Below are 5,364 nucleotides of genomic sequence, written 5' to 3' on the forward strand. Positions count from 1 at the left end.
CCCTTGTGCCAGCGGTCCATCTCCACCGTGTGGACCGAATCGAACAGATAGTCGGGCGCGTTGGACAGATCCTCCAGCGCTTCCTCCACGATGGAGTGGGGCTCCATATCGGCAAAGACATCGCGCAGCGTTTCCACCGCAGGCCGTTCGAACTGCGCATCTACATCCTTGGTGCGATAGGCAAAGAACGCCGTCGGCGTATGATCCTGCAGCGGGAAGACCCAGAGCGAGCGTTTATCCTGATTGAGGATTACTCCGTCGCGCTGGCGGAATGTCTCCATCTGTTCTTCTAGCTGATAAGCGCAGATCACCGCATCCAGCGAATGCATGAACTTCTCTTGCGGGCCGAACACCAGCTTGCGCACGGTGAAGCGCAGGCCATCGGCACCGATCACCAGGTCGAAGCGCTCGATCGTTGAACTGCCGTCTTTCGTATCCAGCGTCACATCGACGCCGTCCGCGCGCTCAACAATGGCCACGGGGCTTGTGCCGAACCGGATTTCGACCTGCCCGTCGACGCCGTTCCACAACCCTTCTTCGATATCACCGCGCAGCAGCGTGGCAGGCCGGGTCGGCTGGTCGGCGAACCCGGCTACGCGCACACGTCTGCCGTCTTTCGTCATGTGCCAATTCGGCGAGGCTTCGGGCGTGCGGATATGGATGCCGGGCAGCACGCCCAGCCTTTCCGCCGCATGTTTGCCCGCATCCTGAAGGCCGATGAAATAGCCGCCTGTCCGCCGCTCAGGCGCGCGTTCGACGATGACGGGTTCCCACCCGGCCTTCTTAAGCGACATGGCGCTGGCCATTCCGGCGATGCCGAGGCCGACGATAAGAGCGCGTTGAGTCATGATTGCTGTATCCTTCCTGTCGGGGGTGAGGGGCGAAAGCCCCTGCGCCCGAACCGATATGAACACTGTATAGATACCTCGCGCGCTTTTTGTCTAGACACTGTTTAGATTGCGTGCCAGATTGCCCTCATGACCAAGACGAAACGCGACAGCTATCATCATGGCGACCTGCGCAGCGCGCTGATTTCCGCCGCGGAAGAGATCATCGCCGCAGAAGGCGTGGAAGGCTTCACGCTGCGCAAGGCAGCGCGCAAGGCGGGCGTATCCCCCGGCGCGCCAACGCATCATTTCGGCAGCATGGCGGGCTTGCTGACGCAGGTGGCGCGGCGCAGTTACGAGGCACTGGGCAAGCAACTGGCAGGCGCGGCAGAGGGGCTGGATGGCAACGCGGCGCTGCGAGCGCTGACCGCCGTCTATGTTAGGTTCGCGCGCGACAACACGGGCCGTTTCCGCCTGATGGGCCGCACCGACTTGATCGAATTGGAGGACGATGACCTGCGGGCTGCGGTCTATCGGGCGATGCGCCCGCTCGCCGCCGCCGCTGCCGGAACACGCGGCCTCGGCGTGCCGACCCCCGAGTTCGAGCGACTGGATCCGCGCCTGATCGCCGCCATCGTCCCCGCGCACGGACTGGCGCATCTGGCCACCGAAGGACGGCTGGCCGCGACAATGCGGTCGGGAGAGGTGGACGCGCAGGCGCAAGACGCGTTGGTGGACGAGGTTTTGCGCGCGCTGTGGCCTTGAAGCAAACCGCCCAAACCGATAGCCGCTACGCAATACTGATCACGCTGAACGCGAACGAGCCATATGCTACGACTTCGGTTTCTTGCTGTGCCTCGATATCTGACGCTGGAGGCGCGCGCGTGTCCTACCCGCCTGCTCGGGCAAACAGGACAGCTCTCCAGCGCAGGAAGTTACCTGTACTACAATGGTGAGCACGTCTGCTGTTGAAAAACCGCCACTCGCGCGCCAAACATTCCCCCAAAATGCGTAAGATCCTCGCCTTTTTCCACGCTTTGCTGGCAACCGTACTGCTCACTTGCGGCGTCGCAGCTTTCGCCGCGACGTCGATTCTTCCGTCGTCCGGGGACGCCGCCGAGGCGCAGGTGGCGATGGATCCCTTCGGGCGGGAAACGCCGCGATCGACCGTGACCAATCTGCTGGGCGTGCTGGCGAGCGAAGATCCTGGTGCCCTCGATCCCTATCTCGACCTGCCTGCCGGTATGGATCGCGCAGAGGTCGTGCCGCGCCTGCGCGCAGCGCTCGATGCGGGCGGGACGCTCGCCACCTATCAGGAACTGGCCAACGAGCCCAACGGGCGGCTCGACGATGGCCTCGGCCCGACACGCGAACAGGTCGGGACACTCGCCGGGGGCGAGATACCCATCCTGCTGACACAGAGCAGCGGCACGGACGGGCCTGCCATCTGGCGGCTGTCGGCGGAAACGCTACAGGCGCTCCCGGATATCGAACCGCAGGCGATCCCGGAAGAAGAGGCTATCGTCGCCGGTGCCCCTGCGCTGGATTGGGTCAAGCTGCTGGGACTATTGATCGCCGTCTTCATCGCGACCCGGTTGCTGGCCGCGCTGGTCCTGCTCGGTCTGCGGCAGGTCCTCTCGCGCGATGGGGCGGTGTACCGGGTCCTCGATGCCGCCCTGCCGCCGCTGGCGCTGGTTGTCACCATCGTCGGTTTCCGGCTGTGGTCGGACGCTGCGCCGATCTCGATCGTCGCGCGTCAGGTCGTGCTGCGCTATCTCGGCATTGCAGCGTGGATCGTGTTCCTGTGGTTCCTGTTCCGCCTGGTCGATGCGCTCGCCCGGTGGCTGTCGCTGCGCATGACGCGGCGCGCGCGGTACCAGAGCGCGTCTGTCATCGTCTTTGCCCGCCGGGTTATCAAGGCCGGACTGTTGGTCCTGGGGGCGCTCGGCATCCTCGACACGCTCGGCTTCGATGTCACCGCTGGTGTGGCGGCGCTCGGCATCGGCGGTCTGGTCTTGGCGCTGGGTGCACAGAAGACGGTCGAGAACCTGGTCGGCACCGTATCCGTGCTGGCCGACCGGCCGGTGCAGGTCGGGGATGTGTGCAAGGTCGGCGATGTGCTCGGCACGATCGAGGATATCGGGATGCGGTCGACCCGGATCAGGACGCTGGAACGAACCGTCGTCACGATCCCCAATGGCGATTTTTCCTCACGCCAGATCGAAAACTATACCAAGCGCGAACGTTTCCTCTTCAACGAGACGATCGGCCTCGAATACGCCTTGGATGCGGCCAAGCTGCGTGAAGGGATTGGCCTGATAGCAGAGGCGCTCGCACAGAACGAGCACATCGCCCCGGAGCCGCGCCGGGCGACATTACGTTATTTTGCAACGGACTCGCTGGCGATCGAAACCTTTGCCTACATCATGACCGCCGATTTCGACGAAAGCCTGAGAATCCGCAACGATCTCATGCTCGACATCTACGAGCGATTGGAACAGGCAGGCATCGGGTTCGCCTTCCCGACACAGACCCTTTACCTGCGCAAGGACGAAACCGGGCAAGGGTGATGCGGTATGGTGGCGGTCACGCAACGCTATCCGGCTGACGGTTCGCCGAACATGATCTGCCTGAAGACCTTCACGTAACTTTCTTCCGGCTGGGTGCCGTCGCCCGATCGCAAGACCGCGGTATGCCAGAGTATGAGCAAGGTTTCGGTGATGACATCGGCGGGCAAGCGGAGTGGCTGCCCAAACTGGGCGGCCAGGCCTTCGATCAGAACCCGGAACTGGGCCGTTACACGCGCCTCCGCAGCCTTGTACTGCGCGCGGAATTCCGGGTTGCGAAAGGCATAGAGCTGCAATTCCAGCGCCAGCGCCGCCCAGGCCTGGCGATCGGGGATGTCGGCTAGCCACGCAGCAAGCGTTTGCATGGCCTGGTCGATATCGGCTTCCGGGATCGAGGCGGCGAGGTCTTCCAGTCGGTCCCGCTGTTCGGCCAAGTGACCTTCCATGACTTCGAGCAGCAGCAACTCCTTGCTCTCGAAGTTCGAATAAAAGGCGCCTTGCGTAAATCCGGCGTCGGCGCAGAGCTGGCGCACGGAAAGTGCCGGGATGGAATGGGCGATCATCAGCCGCTCGGCCGATTTGATCAGCTTGGCGCGTGTTTCCGCCTGGCTTTGCCGACGCGATTTGGTGGTGGTTTCGCCGCTCATGGTGCTCGATCCGTCTCAAAAATCCTGATTTTCGGAACCAAATTTTCAGATATCACTTGATATTTCAAATGCCCGGCCAGAGGATCGGTTTCCCGTCGATCCTTTTCAGCAGGCAAAACAGGCAGGAGTTGTTGCCCATGCAGCCCATACGGTTCACCCCTGATGTCGAGCAAGTCGATCCCGACGAACAGCGGCTGACGCGCGAGATCGTCGAACAGATGAATGCGACGGCGCGCAACGCGTTCGAACGGCATCGGCACGCCCATCGCGATGCCCATGCGAAATCGCACGCGATCCTTAAGGGTAGCATGACCGTGCACGACGGTCTGTCGGCTGAGCTTGCGCAGGGCATCTTCGCTTCTCCGAAGACCTACGAGGTCGTCGCGCGGCTTTCGTCCGCGCCGGGCGATATCCATTCGGACGAGGTTCCGGCCCCGCGCGGTTTCGCGATCAAGGTGATCGGCGTTCCGGGTGACCGGCTTTCGCCCGACATCGGTGGCGAGAACCAGGATTTCCTGATGGTGAATTTCCCGGTGCTCGCCTTCGGCACGATCCCGAAATACAAGCAGATGCTGGGTCTGCTCGAAAAGAACGCGCATGCGCCCGATTTCTTCCAACGCCTCGTTGCCGGCGTGGCGCGCGGCGCGAAGGATGCGGTGGAAGCGGTGGGCAAGGTGCCGAGCGCGACGCTCGAGGGGTTGGCGCGCGACAACAATCATCCTCTCGGCGAAACCTATCATACGCAGGCCGCTGTCCGGTTCGGCGACCATGTCGCCAAACTGTCGCTCGCCCCGAAATCCCAATCCGTGCGCGATTTGACCGGTCGGGATCTCGAAGACGTCCAATATTCGACCATGCGCGACGTAATCGGCGATTTTTTCCGCGCGAACGGCACCGAATATGAATTGCGCGCGCAGCTCTGCACCGATCTCGAAACGATGCCGGTGGAAGATGCTGCCGTGTTGTGGGAAGAGGAAAAGTCTCCCCATCGTGCCATCGCCACGCTGCGCTTCGACGGCCAGGACCCCTACAGCCCGCCACGCCAGGTTTTCGGCGACGATGTGCTGTCGTTCAATCCATGGAACGGCGTCGAGGCGCATCGCCCGCTGGGCGGCATCATGCGCATTCGCCGCGCGGCCTACGAACGGTCCAGCACCTATCGTCACACTCAGAACGATCGCCCGCGCATAGAGCCGCAGGCCCTGTCCGACATTCCCGATTGACCACCAAGCGCAAAAGGAGCGCGCCATGACCAGAAGCACCGATCCGCGTCTCGCCGATGAGAGCAAGCCCGAAGAAATCCGCCGCCGCGCGCGAGAGCTG

General features: G+C 62.9%; 6 protein-coding genes. 3 read left to right on the forward strand and 3 right to left on the reverse strand.

The window, feature by feature from the left end; genetic code table 11:
- Window positions 1-848 (reverse strand): FAD-dependent monooxygenase (locus tag ACFDTG_RS15890; RefSeq protein ID WP_375291930.1); only part of this gene is annotated, 848 nt, incomplete at its 3' end.
- A gap of 129 nt (window positions 849-977) precedes the next feature.
- Here ACFDTG_RS15890 and ACFDTG_RS15895 point away from each other — a divergent pair.
- Both ACFDTG_RS15895 and ACFDTG_RS15900 read left to right on the forward strand, forming a co-directional pair.
- On the forward strand, window positions 978-1,592 hold the full coding sequence (locus ACFDTG_RS15895) for a TetR/AcrR family transcriptional regulator (RefSeq protein ID WP_375291931.1): 615 nt from the start codon (window positions 978-980) through the stop codon (window positions 1,590-1,592).
- A gap of 242 nt (window positions 1,593-1,834) precedes the next feature.
- Window positions 1,835-3,397 carry a mechanosensitive ion channel family protein gene (locus tag ACFDTG_RS15900; protein ID WP_063512053.1) on the forward strand — a complete coding sequence of 521 codons (1,563 nt, stop codon included), beginning with the start codon at window positions 1,835-1,837 and terminating at the stop codon, window positions 3,395-3,397.
- Window positions 3,398-3,423: 26 nt separating this feature from the next.
- Here ACFDTG_RS15900 and ACFDTG_RS15905 read toward each other — a convergent pair whose 3' ends face one another.
- The gene (locus tag ACFDTG_RS15905; RefSeq protein WP_063512052.1) at window positions 3,424-4,041 is read right to left on the reverse strand and encodes a TetR/AcrR family transcriptional regulator; all 618 of its coding nucleotides are present in this window, start codon (window positions 4,039-4,041) and stop codon (window positions 3,424-3,426) included.
- The gene (locus tag ACFDTG_RS15910) at window positions 4,038-4,319 is read right to left on the reverse strand and encodes a hypothetical protein (RefSeq protein ID WP_375291932.1); all 282 of its coding nucleotides are present in this window, start codon (window positions 4,317-4,319) and stop codon (window positions 4,038-4,040) included. Before ACFDTG_RS15910 ends, ACFDTG_RS15905 begins: the two co-directional genes overlap by 4 nt.
- Window positions 4,320-4,349: 30 nt before the next feature.
- Here ACFDTG_RS15910 and ACFDTG_RS15915 point away from each other — a divergent pair, with 30 nt between their 5' ends.
- Window positions 4,350-5,264, forward strand: a complete 915-nt coding sequence (locus tag ACFDTG_RS15915) for a catalase family protein (protein WP_375291933.1) — start codon at window positions 4,350-4,352, stop codon at window positions 5,262-5,264.
- Window positions 5,265-5,364: the final 100 nt, after the last annotated feature.

Source organism: Qipengyuania sp. (genome assembly GCF_042095715.1).
Classification (GTDB): Bacteria; Pseudomonadota; Alphaproteobacteria; order Sphingomonadales; family Sphingomonadaceae; genus Qipengyuania.

Bases quoted from the DNA above. Each gene is read 5' to 3' on its own strand.
- ACFDTG_RS15900 (WP_063512053.1), top strand. From the start codon at position 1,835: ATGCGTAAGATCCTCGCCTTTTTCCACGCTTTGCTGGCAACCGTACTG.
- ACFDTG_RS15915 (WP_375291933.1), top strand. From the start codon at position 4,350: ATGACCGTGCACGACGGTCTGTCGGCTGAGCTTGCGCAGGGCATCTTC.
- ACFDTG_RS15895 (WP_375291931.1), top strand. From the start codon at position 978: ATGACCAAGACGAAACGCGACAGCTATCATCATGGCGACCTGCGCAGC.
- ACFDTG_RS15910 (WP_375291932.1), bottom strand. From the start codon at position 4,319: ATGGGCATCGCGATGGGCGTGCCGATGCCGTTCGAACGCGTTGCGCGC.
- ACFDTG_RS15905 (WP_063512052.1), bottom strand. From the start codon at position 4,041: ATGAGCGGCGAAACCACCACCAAATCGCGTCGGCAAAGCCAGGCGGAA.